Here is a 21,934-nt window from a genome sequence, read left to right as displayed (position 1 = left end):
TCCTGAAAAATCAGCGTTGAGGTTTCTGTTCCGGCTGCCAATGCAGTTCAACGGCCCCCGTCTTGGCGTCCTTACGTGGAGACGCGGGACGGCGGCAGGCGACAAGCGCCCCGGATGGGATGTCCCCGGCTGCGGGGATAATGGCGAACCCGTCTTCCGTACAGGCATAGCGGGCATGTCCCATGCCGGGGACGGGGAATGCCTCGGACAGGATGCGGGCGACGACACCGTTGGGGGCCATCGCCGGGAAAAGGGGCGTCCTGACGGAGGGCCCGGCCTCCGATTCAGGCCGAAGCTGCATGAAGGACAAACTCAGCGAATCCTTGGGCAGTTTGGCGTAACGGGCCAGCTCCGCCAGCCATGCCGGGGCCACAGCCAACTGCGACGCATGGCACCAGCGGCGCTCACGCGTCTCCAACAGGGGGCACGGGCCAAGATGCGGACAGGGGGCCACGGGCGTCAGCCCCTCTTCAAGCGCCGTTTCTCGGAGCTTCGCGGTAAGCGTGCCGCCAAGCCGCGTACCGGGCTCAACAAACAGCGCCGTGCCTTCAGGATGCAGCGTCCGCCCCACGGCGACGGCGAGATCCGCCATGCGTTCATCGACGCTGACTCCAGGCTTGTCCTTCAATTCATTGAGCACATTGCCCGCCATGATCAGATGGGGGGAGCGCAACTCCCGGAACGACTGCATCAGCGGCGAACGCACGAGCCGGATCGTCCAGTTCAGCGGTTCACCGGAGAGCTTCGCCATGTGCTCCAGTATGGAACGCCCCATTTCCATGGGCCGGGGAACCGTATCCACACAAACCAGCGTCAGCGGCACGGCCCGCCAATCGGGACGGGACAGCCACAAGGCGATAGGCAGGGTCAGCGGCCCGCTTCCGAGGTCGGCGATGACCACCGGCGTTTCGGCGCCGCAAAGGGGGGCAGGCAAATCCAAGCCCGGCAAGAGGCCGATCAGCCGCACAAGATTCCACGGCAAAAAATAACGCAGATATGCCGACACATACCGGGGCGCGCTCCAGTAGGAACGCCCGAGGCCGCTGCGCTCATAGGTGAGCATGGCGGACAGGTCACGGATGGCCTCCGGCAGATCGGCGCGGTGGCTGCGGGACAGCGGCATTACCGCATCCAGCGCCTTGGGGAGCTGCGCCAACGCGCTGCGGCAAAAGGCGTCCAACGGCGAAAACAACGGACGGCACATCGGATGCCCCGCCGCATGCTTGGCCGGATCGGGCATAAACCTTGCCGGGCCGTCGGCACGCGGCGCATCAGGCTTGCGGAAGCCTGAACGCGCACCGGGGCGGCGCTCTCCAGAACCGTCCTTCGGATTGTTTCCGAAACGCCCCTGCCCTGCATGGCTGTTCGGGGCTGGACGTTCCTGATCGGCACGACCGCCCTTCCGGGATGCGGGGCGCTTTTCCGCCGGGCCACGGGACGGGGAACGCGGGGCCCCCTTTTCGGAAGTCCCCGCGTTGTTTCTACGTTTAGGGGAGGATGACTGGCTCACGATGCCGCACGCGCCTCAAGAGCGGCCACAGCCGGCAGGGTTTTGCCTTCCAGCACTTCGAGGAACGCGCCGCCAGCCGTGGAAATATAATCCACCTGACTGGCATAGCCGTACTTTTCGAGGGCTGCGATGCTGTCGCCGCCGCCGGTGACCGTATAGGCGGACGTTTCCGCGACGGCCTTGGCGATGGCTTCCGTCCCCTTGCCGAACTGGTCGATTTCAAACGCGCCCACAGGCCCGTTCCAAACCACGGTGCCCGCCTCGGCGATGAGCTGGGCGTACATTGCGGCGGTGGCGGGGCCGATATCAAGGATCATGTCGTCAGGACGCACATCCTCGACCTTGAGCACGGTCGCCGGGGCATGTTCTTCCAGCGCCGGGCCGACAACGACGTCCACGGGCAGCGGGATGGCCGCGCCGCGCCCTTTGGCCTCTTCCATGATCTTGGCGGCGGACTCCACCAGATCCGGCTCATACAGGGACTTGCCCACTTCATACCCGGCGGCCTTCAGGAAGGTATTGGCGATGCCGCCGCCCACGATGAGCTTGTCCACGCGCTTGGAAAGGTTGTTCAGGACTTCAAGCTTGGTCGAAACCTTGGAGCCGCCGATGATGGCGAGCAGGGGATGCTTGGGCGCATGGAGGATACGGGTCACGGCTTCGAGTTCGGCGGCCATGAGCAGGCCCACGCAGGCGACCTTGGCGAAACGGATGGCCCCTTCGGTGGAAGCCTGCGCGCGGTGCGCCGTGGCGAACGCATCCATGACGTACACGTCGCCGAGCGCGGCCAGCTTGCGGGCCACTTCCTCGTTGTTCTTCTTTTCGCCTTTGTTGAAGCGCACGTTCTCGCACAGGACGCATTCGCCGGGCTTTACGCCGACGCCGTCCAGATAGTCCTTCTCAAGCCTGACCGGAACGCCGAGCAGTTCCTCAAGGCGTTTGGCCACGGGAGCCAGCGAAGCTTCTTCGGAATAAACGCCTTCTTCGGGGCGTCCAAGGTGCGAAAGCACGATGATGCCGGCGCCTTTATCCAGCGCGAACTTCAAGGACGGAACAGCCGCCCGGATGCGCTTGTCGCTGGTGATTTTCCCTTCCTTGACCGGGACATTGAGGTCTTCACGAAAGACAACGGTCTTCCCTTGCAGATCAAGGTCGGACATGAGACGTACGTTCATTGTTCTCCTCCTAAAAAAGAGGTTGCGCTACAGGGTATCGAATACGGAGGCAATGCCACAAAACGCGGTTTCTTGCAAACGGACGGCGCTTATCCGAAAACCATATGCCGCATGTACAGGGCCGTAAAATCGGGACGGGCCGCCAGATCCACAAGCATACACCCGGCACTCCAGCGGGCCAGCCTTTCCCGCAGCTCCGGGCGCGCCAACAGAAGCGCCGCCCCGCGCAGGGAGGTGTTGCCCTTCGCCGCCGTACGCGCCTGCAGGCCCTGCGGCACAAAGCCCAGCCGTTCCAGTGCGGTTTCGGGCATGTGTTCCCCAAGCGCACCGCCGAGGCAGACTCGCGCGAGCGCCCTGCTCTCCAGCCCGGACGCCGCCAGCAGGCTTTCCAAGGCCAACGAAAACGCGGCCTTGACCTTGAGGATTTCCTCCACGTCGGCCCCGGCAAGCGCCATGCCACCGGGCAGCGGCAGGCTCCAGCCGGAAGCCCCCCGCTCGACCGTTCCGAGCAGGCGGGCGGCCAGAGGCGAAACCGGGGACGCCGAAAGGCGGCCTGCAGCGTCGAGGAAACCTGTCCGCAGCAAAATATCCAGCAACGACAGGTAGCCCGTACCGCAAATCCGTTTCGGTTCCGTGTTGCCGATAACCACGGGAGACAGCCCGGACGGGCCGAGCCGGAACCCGGAGACGCTGCCCGCATCCGCCACGCCGCCGTAGCTGAGCCCGATGCCTTCAAGGGACGGCCCAAGCGGTACGCTGGCGATAAAGGCACGCCCCTCATCCACGGCAAGCACGAATTCTCCGTTCGTCCCCAAGTCCGCAAGCAAAAAGGGAAACTCCGGCGTTTCGCCGTACAGGAGCGCCGCCATGCCCGCGCTGATGTCCCCGCCCACAAACGGCGCCGGCTGCGGAGGAATCCATGCCGCAGGCAAACCGGGCAAATCCGCCGTACGGCCTCCACGTTCCGTCAGCCGGTACGGGGCGGCGCACAATCCCGCCACATCTTTATTCAGGAGGATGGAGGTCATGGCGGTATTGCCCGCGATGCACAGTTCCGCCACCGGGACGCCCGCATCCGAAATGACGCGCCGCAGAAAACGGATCACGAGATGCCGCAGCCGTTCCCGCCCCTCTTGCTCACGGGCGGCGGCAAGGCGCGACACCACATCGCTCCCCGCCCCCATCTGCGGGTTAAGGGCCTGACCGGACGCGGCCTCATGCCCCGTACCGTCGAGGAGCCGCCAATGGATGGAGGTCGTCCCCAGATCCACGGCCAGCCGGAACGGGCCCGCATCCGGCCTTATGTCCATCCGTTTCCGTTTCTCGGACGGCGGAGGCGGCAACTCCACAGCCATACCCGCAACGGGCGCATGGCGGCAGGCCAGCCGCCAGCCGCCGCGAACGGCCTCCGCACCGAGGACGGCGCTGTCCGCAGCGCACGGCTCAGGCGTCCCTTCAAGAAACCGCACCCGGCACGCCCCACAGCGTCCGAGCCCCGAACACAGCGCGGGAGGGGGCAGTTCGCCGGACAGCCAAATCGTCTGGGCAAGCGTCCGTCCCGCCTCCACGGGCAGGATGTGGGATACGCCGGACGAATCCATAACGCGCACGCCTTGAGCCGTTGACGAGATCGAGGCCAAGACACGCGCGGGGGAATCCACAGCACGCAAACCTTGAGCCGCGTGGAGGGAGTCCACGGCTACGGCGGCGTCCGAACCCGCGGCATGTATGCCGCCGCCAGCCGCCTCAGGCTTCCGCCCGCCCACATCCAAAGGCACGCCCTCCGTATCCGCGCCATCAGCCATCGGCATTCTCCCGTTTGCGCTTCGCCATATGTATGGCGAGGGCCTGACAACGCATCGCCCGGAGCCGTTTTCCCGATTCCTTGCCCCTGTCCCGCCATTCCGGGGGCAGAGAAATGCCGAGCAGCACCGCAAGGTCGTCGTTGACGGCAGGGCGCAGCGAACGCCCGCTGTCGGCTTCGGCCAGCTTCCAAAACGGCTCGTCCAGACCGGCATTGTGGATCTGCATCAACAGATCGCAGCGGGTTCCGGCCCGCAGCATATCATAAATCCCCGCCTTCATGTGCAGCTGCGACGACAACACGCCGGCAGCGGCGTAACGTGCGGGCAAGGCGAGGCGCTTGGCGACATGCTCGGCGGGTTCGGCCCCGCGCAGCTCGTGCCCGTAATGGTGCGGCAGCAAAGCCGGGTCCGTGCCGATCTTGCCGAGATCATGGCACAAGGCCATCCATACGCACAGGGGATCGCCCGCCACCGCATCCATCACATCCATCAGATGCGCCATCACAGAACCCGAATGGTACGCCACGGGGCCCGCCGGAATATCCATCGAAGTTTCCAGCTCCCGGAACCACGGGGAAAGGCAGCCCCCTTCAGCCAGCACGGACAGCCAGCGCGACGGCTTCGGCGAGGCCAACGCCTTCATGAACTCGCGCCCCACACGTTCGGCGGGAATACGCCCAAGCAGCCCCTCCCCCGCCACGGCGCGCATCTGCGCCACGGCCTCAGGGTGAACCGTGAACGACGGCAATTCGCAAGCCATGCGTGCCAGCCGGAACACCCGCACGGGCTCATCCCGGAAACTCGTCGGCGAAGCGGGCCGCAGGATGCCTTCCCGCAGATCCGAAAGCGCATCGGGATGCCCGAAAAGGTTGCCGTCCCGATCCTCGGCCAGCGCGTTGATGGTCAGATCGCGGCGGCGCATGTCGTCTTCCAGCGTCCCCTCAATCGGCATAAATTCCTGACCGTGCAGCAAAAAAACCGAAACGCTCTTCCCGACCTTGCGGGCATCGGGATTCCGCTGTAGAAACGTGGCTTCATCCGCGTCAAACGCGAAATCATATTCCCGCGGCGTCCGCCCCAACAGGCGGTCCCGAACGGCCCCACCCACCAGATAGACCGGTATCCGGCCCGTTTCCGGCCAATTTTCGATTGCCATGACACACGACTCCACTTTTCGTCTCAACGGCACGGTGCGGCTTCTGCACGAAGGCGCCCTCTCCGAACGCCCTCCGCACGGCCGCATCGCCGATCCGTTTCCGGCTGATCACGCGGCAAGCTCCGCCCTCTGGAGCGGGCTTCCCGAAGCGGCATTCACCGCGCCGGGCACAAGCACGGCCTGCCCGTATCTCGAACAATTCTTCACTGCGCCGGTTTCGCGGACGGAAAACGAGCCCGAAACGGCCAGCGTACCGGCGCCAGTGTATCTGTGCGGCCCCGCCACTTCAAGTATGGATGTCGCCCGGGCCCTCGCCGCATACGGGCAGCTTCCCGTCTGGGGGAGCGTGCTCGCCCTGAGCCAGCGCAGCGGCCGGGGGCAGCTCGGACGGAACTGGGTCTCGCCCGAAGGCAACGTCTACGCGGCGCTCCGCCTGCCGCAGCGCCACCCGTTCACGGGCACGGCCGCGGCCCCGGCCGTGGGCGGGCTCATCGCGGAAGCGCTGACCCACATGGGTTTCGACGTCCATATGAAATGGCCCAACGACTTGCTGCGGCGCGAAGAACAAGAGGAAGGCCCCGGCTGGTGCAAGGTCGGCGGCATCCTTCTGGAGGAACGCCCCCTGCCCCGGCATGGAGAAACGCCCGCCGAAAATATGCTGGTCGCCGGGATCGGCCTGAACCTCGTATCCTCCCCCCCTGCCTCCCTCATGCGGGCGCAGCGCGCCGTTCCGGCCGGGCTTCTCTCTTCCGCAACAAAATCCGGCGTCTCCCCCCTTTCCGTTACAGGACTGTGGATGCGACTTGTGAGCCGTATCTTTTTCTGTTATGTCGAAGAGATTGACGCCAAGGGGAAAAACGCGTGGCGTTCACTTGCTGAACGTCACCTCGCCTTCCTTGGGCAAACGGTCCTTCTGACGGACGGCCCAGACGATCAAGAACGCCACACGGGCATTCTTGAAGGGCTGGACGATTTCGGCGGGCTGCGCCTGCGAAATCGCAAGGGAACAACCAGTTTTCTTTCCGGGAGCCTTCGGTTGGATCGCCCTCCCATGCAGCCGTGACGCGAAGCGCCATGCGCGGCGCCGGGAACGGCCTCCCGCAGCGATGCGGAGGCGGATCACAGGTGTCCCCGATGCCGTTTCGGGGTGCTTCCTGAACAGGACCGGCTCTTGCCGGGTCTAAACATTTCTTTATTGAAAAGGTTGAAAGCATGGCCGCCAAGACGTTTGAACAGGTACTGGACGAAGTTCGGGGCAAGCCCATACTCGTAGCCAACCGGGGCATTCCGGCACGTCGAATCTGCCGGGCCATCCGTGAACGCTTCGCCGCAGTTCCCGTAATGACCGCCACCGACATCGACAAGGCCGCGCCGGCCGCTTCATCCGCGCAGGAACTGCTCCTGCTCGGTTCCGATCCCCGCGCGTACCTTGACCTCGATCTCATCATCGCCAAGGCGAAGCAGCGCGGTATCATCGCCATCCATCCCGGCTGGGGCTTTGCGTCGGAAGACGAGCGTTTCCCCCAGAAATGCGAAGAGGCGGGCATCACCTTCATCGGCTCCAAAGCCGACTCCATGAACCTGCTCGGCAACAAGGTGCAGGTCCGCAAGATCGCCAAGCGGCTCGGCATCCCCGTGGTGCCCGGCTCGGAAGGCGCGGTCGACGTGCCCGCCGCACGCAAGGTCGTCGACGAAATCACCCTCCCCATCATGCTGAAGGCGGAGGGCGGCGGAGGCGGGCGCGGCATTTTCCTTGTTCGTGAGAAAAGCGAACTGGAAGATGCCTTTTTTAAGGCCTCCGCCATGGCGCAGGCCTCTTTCGGCAACCCTCACCTGTATGTGGAAAAGTACCTCGAACAGGTCCGCCACATCGAAATCCAGGTCATCGCCGACCAGCACGGCAACGTGTTCGCCTTTGACGAACGCGACTGCTCCGTGCAGCGCAACCACCAGAAGCTCGTGGAAATCACCCCGTCCCCGTGGGCGGGCATTACCCCCGAACTGCGCGAACGCCTCAAGGAATACTCCCGCATGCTGGTTCGCGAGGTGGGCTATTTCTCCCTCGCCACGGTGGAATTCCTCGTCACCCCGCAGGGCGAGCCCTACCTCATTGAGGTGAACACCCGCCTTCAGGTGGAGCACGGCATTACCGAAAGCCGTTACGGCGTCGACCTTGTCGAAGAGCAGATCGCCGTGGCCTTCGGCGCGAAGCTGCGCCTGACCGAAGAAAACACCAAGCCGTCCCACTTCGCCATGCAGGTCCGCATCAACTGCGAAGACCCGCAGAACAACTTTGCCCCGAACTCCGGCCTGATCACCCGCTACGTGTCGCCCGGCGGCCCCGGCGTGCGCATCGACTCCAACCTTTCCGCCGGGTACGAGTTCCCCCCGAACTACGACTCCGCCGGTTCGCTCCTCATCGCCTACGGGAGCGACTGGCAGAAGGTGCTCGGCATCATGGACCGCGCCCTGACCGAATACATGGTCGGCGGCGTAAAGACCACGATCCCCTTCTACCGTCAGGTCCTCAAGCACCCGGCTTTCCGCGCGGGCATGTTCGATACGGGCTTCATCCCGTCCGCGCCCGAACTCATGATATACGCCGACCTCGCGCCGGAAAGCGAACGCCTCGCCAAGCTCATCGCGGAAATCTCCGCCAAGGGCTACAACCCCTTCGTCCAGCTCGGCGAATACCGTTCCCACACCACGCCCCGCCTGCCGCGTCAGGATGTGGTGCTCCCGTCCATCCCCTCCAAGGTACGCAAAGAGCCCTCCCCCTATCCGCACGGCGACCGCGTTGCCCTGCTCGACTACGTGCGCGACAGCGGCCGCATCCACTTTACGGACACGACCACCCGCGACAGCACGCAGTCCAACAGCGGCAACCGCTTCCGCCTTGCCGAAGACCGCCTCGTGGGGCCGTATCTGGACAACTGCGGCTTTTTCTCCATTGAGAACGGCGGCGGCGCGCACTTCCACGTCGCCATGATGGCGAACATGACCTACCCCTTCACCGAAGCGAAGGAATGGAACAAGTTCGCCCCCAAAACCCTCAAGCAGATTCTGATCCGCTCGACCAACGTGCTCGGCTACAGCCCGCAACCCAAGAACCTCATGCGGCTGACCGGCGAAATGATCTGCGACAACTACCAGATCATCCGCTGCTTCGACTTCCTGAACCACATCGACAACATGCGCCCCTTCGCCGAAGTCGCGCTGAGCCGCAGGGATGTGGTCTTTGAGCCCGCCATCTCGATGTCGTGGGCCAAGGGCTTCACTGTGGATCACTACCTCGGCGTAGCTGAGAACGTCCTCGGCGTGTGCGGCGACGTGGCCGGCATGGGCGAAAAGGAAGTCTCCCGCCATATCATCCTTGGCCTCAAGGACATGGCCGGCGTGTGCCCGCCCCGCTTCATGACCGAAGTGGTCACGGCCCTGCGCAAACGGTGGCCCGATCTGGTGCTGCACTACCACCGCCACATGACGGACGGCCTTTTCGTGCCCTCCGTGGGCGCGGCGGCCAAGGCCGGCGTCCAGATCGTGGATACGAACCTCGGCGCGTGCGTCCGCAGCTACGGGCAGGGCGACACCCTCGCCACCGCCGCCTACATGGAAGGCGAACTGGGCCTCAAGACCGCCATGAACAAGGATATGGTCCGCGACGCCAATTTCGTGCTCAAGCAGGTCATCCCCTACTACGACCGTTATTGCGCCCCGTACTTCCAGGGCATCGACAACGACGTGACCGAGCACGCCATGCCCGGCGGCGCGACCTCCTCGTCGCAGGAAGGCGCGCTCAAACAGGGCTACATCCACCTGCTGCCCTACATGCTCAAGTTCCTTGCCGGAACCCGCAAGATCGTCCGTTACCATGACGTGACGCCCGGTTCCCAGATTACATGGAACACCGCCTTCCTCGCCGTGACCGGCGCGTACAAGCGCGGCGGCGAAGAAGAGGTCAAATACCTGCTCGGCGTGCTTGAGCGCGTCAACGGCGTGTCCGATGAAGCCGAACTCAGCGAAGGCACCCGTGCGGCCCGCCTCGCCCTCTATCAGGATTGCAACGACGCGTTCCGCAACCTCCTTTTGGGCAAATTCGGCAAGCTGCCTCTGGGCTTCCCGCCGGATTGGGTGTATGAGAGCGCATTCGGCAATGCGTGGAAGCAGGCCATTGCCGACCGGACTACGCATTCGCCGCTGGAAAAGCTCACCGACCTGGACATTGAGGCCGAGCGCAAGGCGTTCCGCGACATCATCAAGCGCGAACCCACGGAAGAGGAAATGGTCATGTACCTGAACCATCCCGGCGACGCCGTGAAGACGGTTCAGTTCCGTGCCAAGTACGGCGATCCCAACCGGCTGCCGCTGCCCGTCTGGTTTGAGGGCTGCTCCGTGGGCGAGGAAATCAACTTTGTGGATACGTCCGGCAAGCCGCACCAGTTCCTGCTGGTGAGCATGTCCCCGGTCAACGATGCCGGCGAATCCATGGTTCGTTTCGTGCTTGACTCGGAAATCTTCAGCCAGCTCGTCAAGGTCGCCCCGCCCAAGAACGGCGGAGCCGGGGGCGTGGTGATGGCCGATCCTGCGGACAAGTATCAGGTCGGCGCGCCGAGCAACGGCGACCTCTGGGTGATGTACGTCCATCCCGGCGACATCGTCGAAGAGGGCGAAGAACTGTTCAACGTGTCCATCATGAAGCAGGAAAAAGCCGTTCTGGCCCCTGTGGCCGGCATCGTCAAGCGTGTGCTCAAGACCGCCGACTACAAGGAAACCAGAAAGATGGAAACCGTTCGCGAAGGCGAGCTCATTGTGGAGCTCGGGCCGGTTCCGCGCATCTGCACCAACGAGGCGTGCAGCCGCCCGCTGCCCATGAATGACATCGAGTTCTGTCCCTACTGCGGGGAACGGCTCAGCCGGATCTAAGGGACATTAACCGATACGAAGAGAGAGCCTGGAGGCAATTCTCATGACGAAAACCCCTTCCGCAACCAAAAACCGACAAGACGAGGTTCCGGTGGAAGATCTCCTCAAGCGCCTGGTTCTGACCGGCGCGGATATCGTGCGCATCGGCGAGGACGCCGAGCTGCTGGTGGGTGGCAAAAACTACAACACGGCGCTGATCAGCCGCGTTGAAGGCGTTCGCATTCCTCAGTTCCGCGCCATTTCGTCCGTGGCGTTCCACATCGTGCTCGACGAATGCAAGGTGTGCGCGGCGCTGATCCGTTCCATGGTCGACGAAGCCTACAACCGCATCGACTGGACTTCTCCCGAAGTCACCAAGGATCACGAGTTCCTGCCCAAATTCGTGCGTTCCGTCGCCGCCGAGATCCGCAAGGCTTCCGAAGCCGACCCGGAACTGCCGCGTATCCGTCTGCGCACGTTCGTCAACAACGTGGTTGACGGCTTCGCCTCCTCGCAGGAAGGCATCGACCAGCTCCGCAAGCGCTCCGTCATGGTGCAGGCCGCCATCCTGTCCTGCCCCCTGCCCGAACGCGTGGACAAGGCCGTCCGTTCCGCCTACCGCGACATCTGCGCCGAAGCGCAGGAGGGCGACGTGCCCGTGGCCGTGCGTTCCTCCGCCGCCGGTGAAGACTCCCGCAAGAAAGCCTTCGCGGGCCTTCAGGATACCTTCCTGAACATGGTCGGCGACGACGCCGTGGCCACCGCCTACCTGTGGGACTGCGCCTCGGCCTACAACCTGCGCTCCATGATTTACCGCCGTGAAGCCATCCTCGATGCGCTGACCCAGTCCGAAACCACGGGTCAGGAAGAGCTCGCGGCGCAGGCGAAAAAGGAATGGTCCATTGAGAACACGTCCCTTTCCGTGTGCATCATGCGCATGATCAACCCGGTGGTGTCCGGTACGGCGTTCAGCGCCGACACCGCCACGGGCTGCCGCGGGACCGTCCGCAAGGATCTCGTGAGCATCGACACCAGCTATGGCCTCGGTGAGGCCGTGGTGGGCGGACGTGTGACGCCCGACAAGCTGTATGTCTACCAGAAGGACGACGGCAGCGAAGTCGTGATCCGCTTCATGGGCAGCAAGACCATGAAGATCGTCTATGACGAAAACGGCGGCACCAAGGAAGTGCCCGTCCCGGAACGTGAGTGCATGCTCTGGGCCCTGACCCCCACGCAGGCCGAACAGGTCGCCAAGGGCGTGCGCGCCGTGAGCAAGGCCTACGACGGCATGATCATGGACACCGAGTTCTGCATCGACTCCAAGGGCATGCTGTGGTTCGTGCAGGCGCGTCCCGAAACCCGCTGGAACGAAGAGCTGGCCCTGCATCCCCACACCATCTTCATGCGCCGCCGCGAAGTGGAGCCCAAGGCCGCCGCTGCCGCCGAGGTCTTGCTGACCGGCAACGGGGCCTCCCGCGGCGCCGGGCAGGGCAAGGTCCGCTTCCTCCGCTCCGCGCTGGAACTGAACCGCGTGGGCAAGGGCGAAATCCTCGCCGCCGAACGCACCGACCCCGACATGGTTCCCGGCATGCGCGTGGCCTCCGCCATCCTTGCCGACGTGGGCGGCGACACCAGCCACGCGGCCATCACCTCCCGCGAACTCGGCATCGCTGCGGTCATCGGCATCCAGAACCCCACGGCCCTTCAGGCTCTGGACGGCCTGGACGTCACCGTGGACGGCACCCGTGGGCGCGTGTACCGCGGCCTGCTCCCGCTGCATGAAGTCGGCGGCGAAATGGACGTGGAAGCCCTGCCCAAGACGAAAACCCGCGTCGGCCTCGTACTCGCGGACATCGGACAGGCCCTGTTCCTGTCCCGCCTCCGCAACGTGCCGGACTTTGAAGTGGGCCTGCTGCGCGCCGAATTCATGCTCGGCAACGTGGGCGTGCACCCCGCCGCGCTGGAAGCCTTCGACAACGGCGATCTGGAACGCCTCGTCCAGAAGAAGATCGGCGAACTGGACTCCAAGCTGCGCAAGACCATCCGCGAACAGCTCGATGCGGGCCTCGTGTCGCTGGATCTCCGCCTCCGCGAACACGTCGGCAACATCACCGGCTTCGCGGAAGAGCTGGAAAAGCTCGGCAAAAAGGATGACCTCCGCAACCCCGACGAGATCATGGCCGTATATCGGCGTATGCGTGAAGTCGAAAAGCTGCTGGACGAATACACCGAACGCGCCGCGCGCTTCTACACGACGCTGGAAACGTCCGCGGATCTGGCCGAACACGTCCGCATCATCATGGGCTACGAAACCGAACTGCTGGCCCTCTCCGGCGATTCCCCCGAAGTGAAGGCGCGCCGCGCCGCCATCGAAAAGGAAATCAGCAATCAGGTCAGCTACGCCGCGCTCAACCCGGCGGTGCAGGAAACCATGCGCCAGATCGCCGCGCTGCGTGAAGATGTGGGCGCACGCTGCGGCCTCGCCAAGGAAATCGCCGCGCTGCGTTCCATCCCCGGCGAAATCGGCACGCTCATCCGCGCCCGCGGCCACAAGAACGGCCACGACCACTACGTACAGACCCTGTCCCAAGGCTTGGCCCTGTTTGCGATGGCCTTCTACGGCAAGCCCATCGTGTACCGTACCACCGACTTTAAGACCAACGAGTACCGCAACCTGCTCGGCGGCAACCTCTTTGAGGATCACGAAGACAACCCGATGCTCGGCTATCGCGGCGTATCCCGCGACATCCACGACTGGGAAATCGAGTCCTTCAAGCTGGCCCGCTCGGCTTACGGCGCGCAAAACCTCCAGCTCATGCTGCCCTTCGTGCGCACGCTGGAACAGGCCCGCGCCATGCGCGGCTACCTCGACACCGTGCACAATCTGCGCAGCGGCGAGGACGGCCTCAAGATCATCCTCATGTCCGAACTGCCTTCCAACGCCATTCTGGCGCGGCAGTTCATCCAGGAGTTCGACGGCTTCTCCATCGGTTCCAACGACATGACCCAGATGGTGCTGGCCACCGACCGCGACAACAGCTCGCTCTCGCACATCTACGATGAGGAAGATCCCGCCGTGGTCTGGGCGATTCTGGTAACCATCTTCTCCGGGCAGAAGTTCGGCAAGAAGGTCGGCTTCTGCGGCCAAGGCGTGGCGAACAGCGAAGTGCTGCGCGGCCTCGTGGCCATCAGCGGCATCACCTCCGCCTCAGTAGTGCCCGATACCTACTACCGCACGAAGCGGGACTTCGCCGCCGTCGAAGCCCTGAACATCCCGGCTTCCGGCCTCGGCAAGTGGCTTGGCGAACAGCATCAGGCCAAGCTGGTCAAGCTGCTTGAAGCTGCCGGGAAAGCCGATGTCGCCAAGCTCGCCTCCGATCCGGCCAAGATCCGTGCGTGGTACGATGCGGAAACCGCCCGTCTGCACGGCGAACTCCGCGACAGCCTCGGCGGAAGCCGCGAAAATGCCGCCCGCAAGGCGCTCAAGGCATTCCGCGCCACGTTCCACAAGCCGGTCATCTATGCCGCATGGAACTGGGACGAGACCGTCGAGGACGCCCTGCATCAGGCCGGTTTCGCCACCTTTGAAGAACAGGCCGCGGCTCTGGTGGAACAGCGCAAGAAGCTGGCATAACATGAATACGCGCAGGGCGCAGCCCTGCACCTGCTGAGGCGCTGCCTCAGGCTCCGCCGGGCTGCCGCCCGGACCTGCCCGGGGGGAGAGCCTCCCCCCGGACCCCGGCAGTTTCGGAAAAACGACCGTCGGGGGATGTTCCTCAGACGGATCATCCCCCGACGTTTTCTGTTTGGATGGCATTGCTATGGCTGTGCCATAGGAAACGGTTGATGTTTTATTCCTTGAAACTCCAAAGAAATAACCAATAAAGTGCCTTAGCCTTGAATCCCGCCAAGGGGAAAGCTGAAGAAAAAGGCCGTATTTTCACCGCACTGCAGAAAGGAAACAACCACATACTATGACAGAGCCACTGCTAACAACACCAAGTTAGCTTATCATTATCCAATATAGCCCACTCTCTTGATATTCTCCTCCGGCTGGAACGAACTCCTTTCGCGCAGCCTCCCCACCAGTCAACATTTTTGCGGGTGGGGGTCTGGGGGAGGGAGCTTTTTATAAAAAGCTCCCTCCCCCAGATTCCTCCCCAAAGGACAGCATATGGAACTCCCCCGCAAACAGACACGGCAACTGAAGCTCGGCCCCGTCCGCATCGGCGGCGGCGCGCCCATCGTCGTCCAGAGCATGACAAATACCGACACGCGGGACGTGGAGGCCACCCTCAGCCAAATCAAACGCCTGCACAACGCGGGCTGCGAAATCGTGCGCGTCGCCGTACCCGATGAAACAGCGGCCAAGGCCCTGCGCGCCATCCATGACGCCAGCCCCATCCCGGTCATTGCGGACATCCACTTTGATTACCGGCTGGCCCTCACCGCACTGGAGGCGGGGCTGGAAGGCTTGCGCATCAACCCCGGCAACATCGGCGAACGCAAAAACGTCGAAATGGTGGTCGATGCCGCCAAAGCGCGGGGCGCGGTGATCCGCGTGGGCGTCAACAGCGGCTCTGTGGAAAAACGGCTGCTGGATCAGTACGGGGGCCCTACCCCGCAGGCAATGGTCGAAAGCGCACTTGGGCATGTGCGCATCCTTGAGGAGCACGGCTTTTACGATACGAAAATTTCCATCAAGTCGTCTTCGGTTCTCAATACCATTGAATGTTACCGCCTATTATCAGAACGCTGCGATTACCCGCTGCACCTTGGCGTCACCGAGGCGGGCGGCGTGCTGCGCGGAGCCATCAAATCCTCGGCCGGCATGGGCATCCTCCTCAGCGAGGGCATCGGCGACACCCTGCGCGTCTCTTTGACGGCCGCCCCGGAAGAAGAAATGACCGTGGCGTGGGAACTGCTCCGTGCCCTCGGCTTGCGCCGGCGTGGGCCGGAAATCATCTCCTGCCCTACCTGCGGGCGCACGGAAATCGATCTCATCGGCCTCGCTCAGGAAGTGGAACGCCGCCTGAGCACTGAAACCGCGCCTATCAAGGTCGCGGTCATGGGCTGTGTGGTGAACGGCCCCGGTGAGGCGCGGGAGGCCGATCTCGGCATGGCGGGAGGCCGCGACAAAGGCATCATCTTCCGTAAAGGCGAGGTCATCCGCTCCGTGCGCGGGCAGGAAGCCCTGCTTGCCGCATTCATGGAAGAACTGGATAAACTGCTCGCCGAGCGGCAAGGCTTATAGCCGCCCGGTGACGACAAAAGGGAGGTTTGACGCCTCCCTTTTGTTGTTCTTTCCATCATCTGGAGCTGTAGCAGGAAACGCGTTTTCCTGTGTTGTCCGATCAGTAAACGCCGCCCGCTGCCTGCCGTTTTCCCGCTCAGCGGCTTAAAGAGGAGGCTCTGCCTGTTTCTCCACCGTCCAGGACGCAAAAGGCGCTCGTCGGCACTCCCTAGGTCGTGTCGTTATTTTTATATAACTATTTTGAATTATTGAAAACAATCTTTTTTTATGAGGTTGTGTCATAGAAAACGGTTGATGCTTTATTTCCTTGAAGTTCCAAAGAAATAACCAATAAAATCCCCCAATCACAGAGCCCACCAGCGGAAAATCTTGAGAAAAAGCATATATTTTCAGTGTATTGCCAAAACAAAACAACCATGCACTATGACAGAGCCTTTTATGACTTGAAAAAGAGTTAAAGAATTTCAATAGACTATATCTAATCGACGACACGACCTAAAGGATCGCGTGACTCGATACCGCGGCACAATGACCATGCCATGCACGGCGCGAGTCAAGTCCCCCGACAGGCCGGAACTGGCGATGCCCGCCTCGATTATCCCGACGATGGCGATGCCGATCAGCGTGCCGTACAGCCTCCCGGCGCCTCCGAATACGCTGGTTCCGCCAATGAATACGGCGGCGAACACCAGCAGCATGTACCCGTCTTCCTGTATGGGCCACCACGACCCCATTTCCATACAAACGGATCCATGATTTCCCAGCAACAGCACAACCAGCAAAGCGAGAGGCCGGATCAATCCCACAGCTATCGGAGGCCCTTTTTCCTCGGTGAGCACGGTACAAATCCCTTTTTCGCATGCGGCATTCCGCAAAAACCCGGCCCCGCCGGATCCCTTTTCCAAAGGCTATTGGAACCGGGCACGCTGCGGGTGAATGGCCTTCCTCCGCAAATCCCAAGGTTCCGCCACAGCAACCGCTTGATATTGCATTTCTTGATGTTCCAAGCAGATAACCGACAAAATGCTTCAGCTATGGAGCCTGCAGACGGAAAACAGAAGAAAAAGACTGTATTTCCACCACGCTGTGGCGATACACCAATTACATTCGATAGCAGAGCCCCCCAAAACACGCCATCAGGTCTGCCGTTGCCCCGCCTGCCCGCTTGGAGCCCGCCCCGTGCAGGACGGGAGGGGCCAAACATTGACGGGACTATGGCAACCGCCCGTTGAACTTTCAACCGGCTCTGCCCCACCCCTTCCCACGCGTTTCCCCAAAGGGGAACGCCCTTCCTTGCCGGACATCAAAACCATCCGTTTCCGGCCAAGCCAGTTCTTAGAAATCGTTCTTAATAAAAAGGATTCAGTATCCGCCGCAAAAGACTGCTCTCTTTTTATGGAACAAGAATACGTTTTCCGGGCAAAAACTTTTTTTGATTTTTCCTCACGTTAGGAGGTTCCTTGAGGCAACTTTGTGTTTTCAAAAACATTTTCCTTCATTTCTTTTGGATACAATTTTTTTGACCCTTTTTTCGTGTTGCTGTTCCGTAACCTCAATCCTGTCTTTTCACAAAATATCCGCCGTTTCGGGGCTTGATTACCCTAAAAAAAACAAGTGTCCTTTCAGGCTATTATCCTTGCTTTTGGTATGGGAAACAAGAAGAGGCGATAGCCTGTACGCCCCTAATACGGCATCATTCCCCTCTTTCACGGTTTTTCCTTAAGGCCGGAAAAACCGGGCTGTTCCTTTTAGGACAATGCCCTGCATGGGAATGGGGTAATGCCCGTTCCAGACGGAACGGCTTTACAGAACGTGATTTCGCGGTATGCTTCTTCCCAAAAGTAGCTTCACACCCAGTGGGGGACTGTATGGAAGATCAGAAACGGTATGATTGGGAACCTTCTGTCAGAAAGATCGGGGAAACGGCGATGCTGCCCGAAACGGCATGGCAGGAGGAATGGCAGGTTTCTCCGGACTGCGAATCGTTCGCGGCGGTTTCTGCCCTCGAAGACGGCACTTTTACCGTACGCTTGAACGATGCGTTGTGGGAAACGCGCACCGACAAGATGTATAACTGCCAGTTCGCCCCCGACGGGCGGCTGACGGCCCTGTCCCAGAGCGACGGCGAGTGGGCCATTGTGGTCGACGACGCGGAAAGCGAAGAACACGCCGACTATCTGTGGGGAACCCGGTTCAACCACTCCGGGGCCATCGCCGTGCCCATGCAGACCGGTATGGAATACGGCATGCTGGTCAACGGCACGCCGTGGGAACGGCTCTACACCGCCGCCACCGATTTCGTCCTTTCGGAAACCGGCAAAACCGCCGCAATCGTCCAGACCGCCGGGCTCGGACAGGCCGATCTGGAAGGCTTCAGCAAGGGCATCTATACGGTTGCCGTCGACGGCGAGGCATGGGAAGAGTGCTACCTGAACGCGTGGTCGCCCTGTTTTGACCGGGAAGGCCACCGCGTCGCCAGCACCGTGCGCGTCACGCCGTACGAATATACCATTTCCATCAACGGCCAGCGCTGGAGCGAAACCTACCCCTGCGCGTGGGAACCCGTTTTTGAGCCCAAGTCCGGCGACGTCATCGCGCCCATCCGCAAGGAAGGCAAGTGGGGGCTCGCCCGCAACGGCTCCCTCTTCTGGAAGCCCGTGTTCGCACAGTGCTGGTCGCCTCAGGCCGCCGCCGTCGACGGCGAGCACATCTGGGCCATCGCCGCGCCCTCCTACGGCGCCTTCACCGTAGCCTGCAACGCCGCCCCGTGGAGCTGCCGCTTCCCGTCCGTCACGGATCTCGTCCTGTCCTCGGACGGCAAGCACGCCGCCGCCCTCGGCAGCCAGAACAACAGCCGCTTCCAGATCGCCGTGGACGGCAAGGTGTGGGACGGGGCCTTCGATATGGCGTGGCCCGTCGTGTTCTCGCCCGCCGGGGATCGCGCCGCAGCCAAAGTCCGCCGCAATGGGAAGTTTGCCCTGTACGTCGACGGCAGTGCCGTGATCGAAAACCTCGACGGCGTGTGGAACCCCACGTTCAGCCCGGACGGTACCGTCCTGCTGTTCTGTTCCCTCAAGGACGGCGTGTTCTCCCGCCACACCGTGCGGCTCTAGGCATCCAACTGCAACAAGGAACCCATCATGAATGCCCTGTACAATTTTGCGGTAGGCCCGCTGGCATGGATCGCCTTCACGGTGTGCATCGGCGGGATGATCTGGCGGCTGTGGTCGCTCGGACGCCTCGCCCGCCAGCGCGACGCCTCGGCCCTCGCCTACATGAACTGGAAAGACTCGCTGACGTCGATCATCCGCTGGACGCTGCCCTTCTCCACCTGCGGCTGGCGCGAGAACCCGCTGCTGACCGTGGCGAACTTCGTGCTGCACATCGGCATCCTGCTCGCCGTGCTGTTCTACTCGGCCCACAACGTCATGTGGGACTACAATTTCGGTTTTTCCCTTCCTTCCCTGCCCGACGGCTTCATGGACGCCGTCACCCTAGCTACCATTCTGGCCTGCCTGATCCTCGGCTGGCGTCGGCTGGCAGTCCCGGCGTCGAGCTATGTGACCCGGCAGGCCGATTGGTTCTCCCTGCTGCTCGTCACCGGCGTCATGGTGACCGGCTTTGCCTCCGCGCATGGGTTCGGAAGCGAAAGCTTCATGGCTCTGCTCCACGTACTGTTCGGCGAGGCGATCCTTGTCTGCCTGCCCTTTACGCGCCTGAGCCACGCCATTCTGATTCCCTTCACCCGCGCCTACATGGGTTCCGAATCCATCGGCGTCCGTCGTACCTGCGACTGGTAATTTTGGAGGCACACGATGGGTATTGAAAAACGCTTGATCGAAGACGCCAACCTGACGCGCGGCATGCAGCTCGCCACGCCGGAGCGCATCACCAAAGTGATCCGCGATGTCCTGAAGGGCGAGGTGGGCGCGCGAGTCAAGGTATACGAACAGACCTGCATGCGCTGCGGCGCCTGCGCCAAGGCCTGCCACTTCAGCCTTTCCCACCCGGACGACGCGTCCTATACGCCCGTCGCCAAGCTCGACAAGACCATCTTCAAGATGATCCGCGAGAGCGGGAAGCTCAACGCCGAACAGATGCGGGGCATCGCGCAGATCGCGTTCACCGAATGCAACATGTGCCGCCGCTGCATCCATTACTGTCCCGTGGGCGTGGACATCGCCTACCTGATGAGCCTCGTGCGGCGCATCTGCAACAAGCTCGGCATCACCCCGACCTTCATTCAGGACACCGCCAACAGCCATTCCGCCACGTTCAACCAAATGTGGGTGCGCGAGGACGAATGGATCGACAGCCTCATCTGGCAGGAAGAGGAAGCCCGCGAGGAATTCCCCGGCATCCGCATCCCGCTCGATAAGGAAGGCGCCGACTTCATGTACTCGGTCATCGCGCCCGAACCGAAGTTCCGCACGCAGCTCATCTATCAGGCCGCCGCGATCTTCCATCAGGCGGGCTGCGACTGGACGATGCCCTCCCGCCCCGGCTGGGACAACAGCGACATGTGCATGTTCACGGGCGACTACGAAATGATGGGCCGCATCAAGCGCGCCCACTTCGAGCTGGCCCAAAAGCTGCGCGTCAAGCGCATCGTCATGGGCGAATGCGGGCATGCCTTCCGCTCCGTGTACGATCAGGGCAACCGCTGGATCGGCTGGAAGGATTCCCCGGTCCCGGTGGTCCATGCCATCGAGTTCTATTGGGAACTCATCAACGAAGGCAAGATCAGGATCACGCATCAGTTCGAGGATCCGGTCACCATCCATGACCCCTGCAACACCGTCCGCGGCCGCGGCCTTGCCGACAAGCTGCGCGACGTGGTGCACTTCCTCTGCGCCAATGTGGTCGAAATGACGCCCAACCGCGAGCACAACTTCTGCTGCAGCGCGGGCGGCGGGATCATCAACTGCGGCCCGCCCTTCAAGAGCGTGCGCATGGAAGGCAACCGGGTGAAGGCCGATCAGCTCCGCAATACAGGAGTCCATACCGTGGTCGCCCCCTGCCACAACTGCCACGGCGGGCTGGAAGACATCATCAAGCATTACAAGCTCGGCATGCACACCAAGTTCATCGGCGACCTCATCTATGAACTGATGGAAAAGCCCGAAGTATAGTCAGCCCGCGGGGACAGCCTTCCCGGAAACGGGAGGGCTCCCCGCAGCGCCCCGCACACCGCTTTTGGAGGCGCCGCCTCCGTGAATCACTGGAGTGAACTATGCCCCTGCACGCCCTTGCCCGTGCCGGCCTCGCCGTCACGCTGCTGCTTGGCCTCGTCGGGACGGCCCATGCGCTGACCCTGAAATCCGAAGAGTTCAAGACCCACCGCCGCCCCGCCGTCACCTTCGATCACGACAACCATAACGAGCGCGCCAAAATCGAAGACTGTATCGTCTGCCACCACGGCGGCGAGAACGGCGTCATCGACCCAGAACTGGGCTCGGAAGATCAGCCCTGTTCCGAATGCCACAAGGCCAGCATGCCCAGCGGGCGCACGCCGCTCATGCGTGCCTACCACAAGAACTGCATCGAATGCCACAAGGCCCAGAACAAGGGGCCGACCACTTGCGGCGCCTGCCACAAGTAGGGCCGGCTCATGGACGCCATCCGGCTGCATGCTGACGGGACGCTTTCGTCCGAAGCCCCATTCGCGGGGCTTCTCCGGATGAGGCTCGAACTCGACGGGGACGTTACGCTGCGCTCGTTTTTCCGGCTGCTCAAACGGAATCCGCTGGCGCGGGAACTGGTTCCCGGCCTCGGCGATGCCCTCGTCGAAGCCGAAGCCTGCCCCGCCTCCGGCTGCCGCTATCCCGGCCTTGAAGCCCTGCGCCTCGGCAAGCGCGTGGAGTTGACGGGATTTCCCGGCACGCCCCGCGTGGAAGTCTACCTTGCCGTCGAGGGGGTCGGCGACGGATTGCCGGAACTGCGTTTTTTCCGCCTGCGGGACATGCTGGACGCCCCATTGAAAATGGGGACGGCCCGGCATGTCCTGCTCGGCGAAACCGCGGCCGTGTTGGATGCGGCAACCAGCTTTACAGTCTTTGATCTGTTGGAAGGCATAGGCTGGGAACTGGGGTTCCAAGGCGGCTCACTCACCTGTAATCTCAAGGAGTAGCG

Annotated in this window: 14 protein-coding genes; 9 read left to right on the top strand and 5 right to left on the bottom strand. The window is 62.5% G+C overall.

The features are described from left to right. Positions 1-10 precede the first annotated feature (10 nt). The 4 genes from ACZM8Y_RS06120 to ACZM8Y_RS06105 all read right to left on the bottom strand — a co-directional run bounded on the left by ACZM8Y_RS06120 (position 11) and on the right by ACZM8Y_RS06105 (position 5,646). Complete coding sequence (locus ACZM8Y_RS06120) at positions 11-1,510, bottom strand: small ribosomal subunit Rsm22 family protein (RefSeq protein WP_482333205.1); 1,500 nt, start codon at positions 1,508-1,510, stop codon at positions 11-13. Further along, positions 1,507-2,685: a phosphoglycerate kinase gene (locus tag ACZM8Y_RS06115; protein ID WP_482333203.1), complete on the bottom strand. Its 1,179-nt coding sequence runs from the start codon at positions 2,683-2,685 to the stop codon at positions 1,507-1,509. Before ACZM8Y_RS06115 ends, ACZM8Y_RS06120 begins: the two co-directional genes overlap by 4 nt. An 89-nt stretch (positions 2,686-2,774) precedes the next feature. Further along, positions 2,775-4,490, bottom strand: a complete 1,716-nt coding sequence (locus ACZM8Y_RS06110) for an ASKHA domain-containing protein (RefSeq protein WP_482333201.1) — start codon at positions 4,488-4,490, stop codon at positions 2,775-2,777. Further along, the gene (locus tag ACZM8Y_RS06105; protein WP_337430809.1) at positions 4,483-5,646 is read right to left on the bottom strand and encodes a tRNA nucleotidyltransferase/poly(A) polymerase-related protein; all 1,164 of its coding nucleotides are present in this window, start codon (positions 5,644-5,646) and stop codon (positions 4,483-4,485) included. Before ACZM8Y_RS06105 ends, ACZM8Y_RS06110 begins: the two co-directional genes overlap by 8 nt. Here ACZM8Y_RS06105 and ACZM8Y_RS06100 point away from each other — a divergent pair. The 4 genes from ACZM8Y_RS06100 (at position 5,645) to ispG (ending at position 15,802) form a co-directional block, all read left to right on the top strand. Continuing rightward, positions 5,645-6,709, top strand: coding sequence for a biotin--[acetyl-CoA-carboxylase] ligase (locus tag ACZM8Y_RS06100; RefSeq protein WP_487479885.1), 1,065 nt, complete (start codon positions 5,645-5,647; stop codon positions 6,707-6,709). The genes ACZM8Y_RS06105 and ACZM8Y_RS06100 overlap by 2 nt on opposite strands. Before the next feature lie 149 nt (positions 6,710-6,858). Next, positions 6,859-10,569, top strand: a complete 3,711-nt coding sequence (locus tag ACZM8Y_RS06095; RefSeq protein WP_482334414.1) for a pyruvate carboxylase — start codon at positions 6,859-6,861, stop codon at positions 10,567-10,569. A gap of 43 nt (positions 10,570-10,612) precedes the next feature. Further along, the gene (locus tag ACZM8Y_RS06090) at positions 10,613-14,182 is read left to right on the top strand and encodes a PEP/pyruvate-binding domain-containing protein (RefSeq protein ID WP_482334412.1); all 3,570 of its coding nucleotides are present in this window, start codon (positions 10,613-10,615) and stop codon (positions 14,180-14,182) included. Between the two features lie 540 nt (positions 14,183-14,722). After that, entirely contained in the window at positions 14,723-15,802 is a 1,080-nt protein-coding gene (ispG, locus tag ACZM8Y_RS06085) for a flavodoxin-dependent (E)-4-hydroxy-3-methylbut-2-enyl-diphosphate synthase (RefSeq protein WP_482331494.1), read from the top strand. 464 nt (positions 15,803-16,266) lie between these two features. On the opposite strand, the gene ACZM8Y_RS06080 is transcribed toward ispG, so the two are convergent. Beyond that, positions 16,267-16,542: a hypothetical protein gene (locus ACZM8Y_RS06080; RefSeq protein WP_482331491.1), complete on the bottom strand. Its 276-nt coding sequence runs from the start codon at positions 16,540-16,542 to the stop codon at positions 16,267-16,269. A 1,128-nt stretch (positions 16,543-17,670) separates the two neighbouring features. Between ACZM8Y_RS06080 and tmcD the strand changes: the two genes are divergently transcribed. From tmcD to ACZM8Y_RS06055, 5 genes are all read left to right on the top strand, one after another. Beyond that, entirely contained in the window at positions 17,671-18,915 is a 1,245-nt protein-coding gene (tmcD, locus tag ACZM8Y_RS06075; protein ID WP_482331490.1) for an electron transfer complex subunit TmcD, read from the top strand. Positions 18,916-18,942: 27 nt separating this feature from the next. Beyond that, complete coding sequence (tmcC, locus tag ACZM8Y_RS06070) at positions 18,943-19,602, top strand: TmcC family electron transfer complex membrane anchor subunit (RefSeq protein WP_302552626.1); 660 nt, start codon at positions 18,943-18,945, stop codon at positions 19,600-19,602. Between the two features lie 15 nt (positions 19,603-19,617). Continuing rightward, positions 19,618-20,934 (top strand): electron transfer complex ferredoxin TmcB, encoded by a 1,317-nt coding sequence (gene tmcB, locus ACZM8Y_RS06065; protein WP_302552625.1) that lies wholly within the window; start codon positions 19,618-19,620, stop codon positions 20,932-20,934. Between the two features lie 101 nt (positions 20,935-21,035). Then, on the top strand, positions 21,036-21,404 hold the full coding sequence (gene tmcA, locus ACZM8Y_RS06060; protein ID WP_302552624.1) for an acidic tetraheme cytochrome c3 TmcA: 369 nt from the start codon (positions 21,036-21,038) through the stop codon (positions 21,402-21,404). Positions 21,405-21,413: 9 nt separating this feature from the next. Beyond that, entirely contained in the window at positions 21,414-21,932 is a 519-nt protein-coding gene (locus ACZM8Y_RS06055) for a hypothetical protein (protein WP_479858397.1), read from the top strand. Positions 21,933-21,934: the final 2 nt, after the last annotated feature.

The organism is Bilophila sp., from assembly GCF_057864385.1.
Note: the sequence above shows the minus strand (reverse complement) of the source record. Positions and strands in the feature narration are given on the sequence as shown.

What these genes read in the sequence shown, in the direction of transcription:
- ACZM8Y_RS06115 (WP_482333203.1), bottom strand. Translation starts at nt 2,685, where the DNA reads ATGAACGTACGTCTCATGTCCGACCTTGATCTGCAAGGGAAGACCGTT.
- ACZM8Y_RS06110 (WP_482333201.1), bottom strand. Translation starts at nt 4,490, where the DNA reads ATGGCTGATGGCGCGGATACGGAGGGCGTGCCTTTGGATGTGGGCGGG.
- ACZM8Y_RS06100 (WP_487479885.1), top strand. Translation starts at nt 5,645, where the DNA reads ATGACACACGACTCCACTTTTCGTCTCAACGGCACGGTGCGGCTTCTG.
- ACZM8Y_RS06105 (WP_337430809.1), bottom strand. Translation starts at nt 5,646, where the DNA reads ATGGCAATCGAAAATTGGCCGGAAACGGGCCGGATACCGGTCTATCTG.
- ACZM8Y_RS06095 (WP_482334414.1), top strand. Translation starts at nt 6,859, where the DNA reads ATGGCCGCCAAGACGTTTGAACAGGTACTGGACGAAGTTCGGGGCAAG.
- ACZM8Y_RS06090 (WP_482334412.1), top strand. Translation starts at nt 10,613, where the DNA reads ATGACGAAAACCCCTTCCGCAACCAAAAACCGACAAGACGAGGTTCCG.
- ispG (WP_482331494.1), top strand. Translation starts at nt 14,723, where the DNA reads ATGGAACTCCCCCGCAAACAGACACGGCAACTGAAGCTCGGCCCCGTC.
- ACZM8Y_RS06080 (WP_482331491.1), bottom strand. Translation starts at nt 16,542, where the DNA reads ATGGAAATGGGGTCGTGGTGGCCCATACAGGAAGACGGGTACATGCTG.
- tmcD (WP_482331490.1), top strand. Translation starts at nt 17,671, where the DNA reads ATGGAAGATCAGAAACGGTATGATTGGGAACCTTCTGTCAGAAAGATC.
- tmcC (WP_302552626.1), top strand. Translation starts at nt 18,943, where the DNA reads ATGAATGCCCTGTACAATTTTGCGGTAGGCCCGCTGGCATGGATCGCC.
- tmcB (WP_302552625.1), top strand. Translation starts at nt 19,618, where the DNA reads ATGGGTATTGAAAAACGCTTGATCGAAGACGCCAACCTGACGCGCGGC.
- tmcA (WP_302552624.1), top strand. Translation starts at nt 21,036, where the DNA reads ATGCCCCTGCACGCCCTTGCCCGTGCCGGCCTCGCCGTCACGCTGCTG.
- ACZM8Y_RS06055 (WP_479858397.1), top strand. Translation starts at nt 21,414, where the DNA reads ATGGACGCCATCCGGCTGCATGCTGACGGGACGCTTTCGTCCGAAGCC.